The sequence below is a fragment of the Adonisia turfae CCMR0081 genome (genome assembly GCF_011009555.1).
GTDB classification, from domain to species: Bacteria; Cyanobacteriota; Cyanobacteriia; order Phormidesmidales; family Phormidesmidaceae; genus Leptothoe; species Leptothoe turfae.
The window spans coordinates 1-1,547 of sequence record NZ_QXHD01000014.1 but is presented as its reverse complement, the minus strand read 5'-3'; the positions used below and the strand labels follow the sequence as shown (position 1 = coordinate 1,547).

At 48.1% G+C, this 1,547-nt stretch carries 1 protein-coding gene; it reads right to left on the bottom strand.

Features of this window, described 5'->3' with window-relative positions; translation table 11 throughout:
* Positions 1-80 precede the first annotated feature (80 nt).
* A complete protein-coding gene (locus DXZ20_RS37095) occupies positions 81-1,355 on the bottom strand; it encodes an ISNCY family transposase (RefSeq protein WP_250565829.1) in 1,275 nt (424 codons plus the stop codon).
* Positions 1,356-1,547: the final 192 nt, after the last annotated feature.

Below are 1,547 nucleotides of genomic sequence, written 5' to 3'. Positions count from 1 at the left end.
CAGCAATTCCAAATTCCAATGTACGGACAGGAGTGGTATGTAAGAGAGACTCCTGTTGAGGATGTCAGTCACGATGAGAATCAAGAGGTATTTCGAAAGGGACCCGTCGGCTTGGTATCATCGAGCATGAACTCAATCAATGCGTTCCAACTCTCAAACCAGAGGTACTTGGTCAAGGCGACAATATCTTGAAAAAAGCCTTTTCGGGTACCTCGAATCTGTCGAATTCGTTGATAGCGCTCGTCTACATATCCCAAGATGGTATGAAACAGGAATGCTAACAGATTTAGGGTCAATAAGAACGAGGCTAGATGCTGTTGCCCATGGCCAAAATTGTGCTCTAAATGATAGCCCTTCGTTTTGAGGACATTGTGGTTTTCGTTTTCAGTTTTCCAACGACTGCGAGCCGCCTCAACTACAGCAATGACCTGCTGCGGGGTATTGAGCTCTAGTGGAGTGATCCAACTGTTGTGATAGAGTCGCTTGCCGTCTCGTTGTCGAGTGACGGTGACCTCACACCAATTCAGTACCCGGTCCGACGGGGTGCCACCTAATGGAACATCGGTTAAATATCGGTACCGATAGTGGACGTTCTCCTTACCCTGAGTTCGCGTTTTCTCGATGGTTTTGACCTGACCCTTGGCTGCATTGAACTCAATCCAATCGTAGAGCACTGGATGCGACTCCGGTAAACACACGAAGATGAAACTCATTCCCTGAGCTAGGACTGTTTCACACATCGGTAGACGACTGTATAGATCATCGCCGAGCAAAATCACATCTCGCTGAGCGAACATCCGTCCATGAGTCGCTATCCAACGCTTAGCTGCAGCCTGCTCACAATCTTGCTTCTCATGACCATCTTGAGGATAAATAAATTCAGGGGACAACGAAATCACCGATGATTGGCTCGGCGACACCACCACTGGCAAGATAGCTTTATGACTGTAGGTGACCTGGCCATTGCGATGCGTCTGGATTGAACAACACGGACAACTTACCTCATGCGAACTGTAGTATTGGGTTCCATCTAGGGTGACCAATAGATGCTTGCCAAGTACCTCAAACCCACGCAGATATCCCTGTTTCTCTAAATCCTGATAATTCAAGATGAACACACCCGATAGCCCCCTCGCAGGAAGCGGGTCGAGAATATTACGAATTTGTTCGACACTCGGAATGTTGGTCAAGCCAAATAGACTCTGGGCATTGTCTTGACCATGACGGCTTTGCAACTGTCGTTGGTACTCTAAGAATGACGGGCTTTGCATGAAAAACGCACTAAATGCTCCCAAGACCGCATCTTGAAGGCTATAACGAGTCGCGTTACTAGGCTGACGTCCATCCTTCATCATTCCTATGCATGAGGTCAGACTTCCGAGCACACTGTCGAATCCGAGCACACTTGAGACCATGACGACTATCTTGCCAAGGGCAAGACCCATTCGAATGAATTGACTCTATCGGATAGGGGCACGCTGTGCACAACTCGATTGCTAGCTCCAGGACACAGACACCTGTTCTTAAGTCGGAATTTGGAATTGCTG

Excerpts from the sequence above, each read along its gene's own strand:
- DXZ20_RS37095 (WP_250565829.1), bottom strand. The coding sequence starts at position 1,355 with ATGATGAAGGATGGACGTCAGCCTAGTAACGCGACTCGTTATAGCCTT.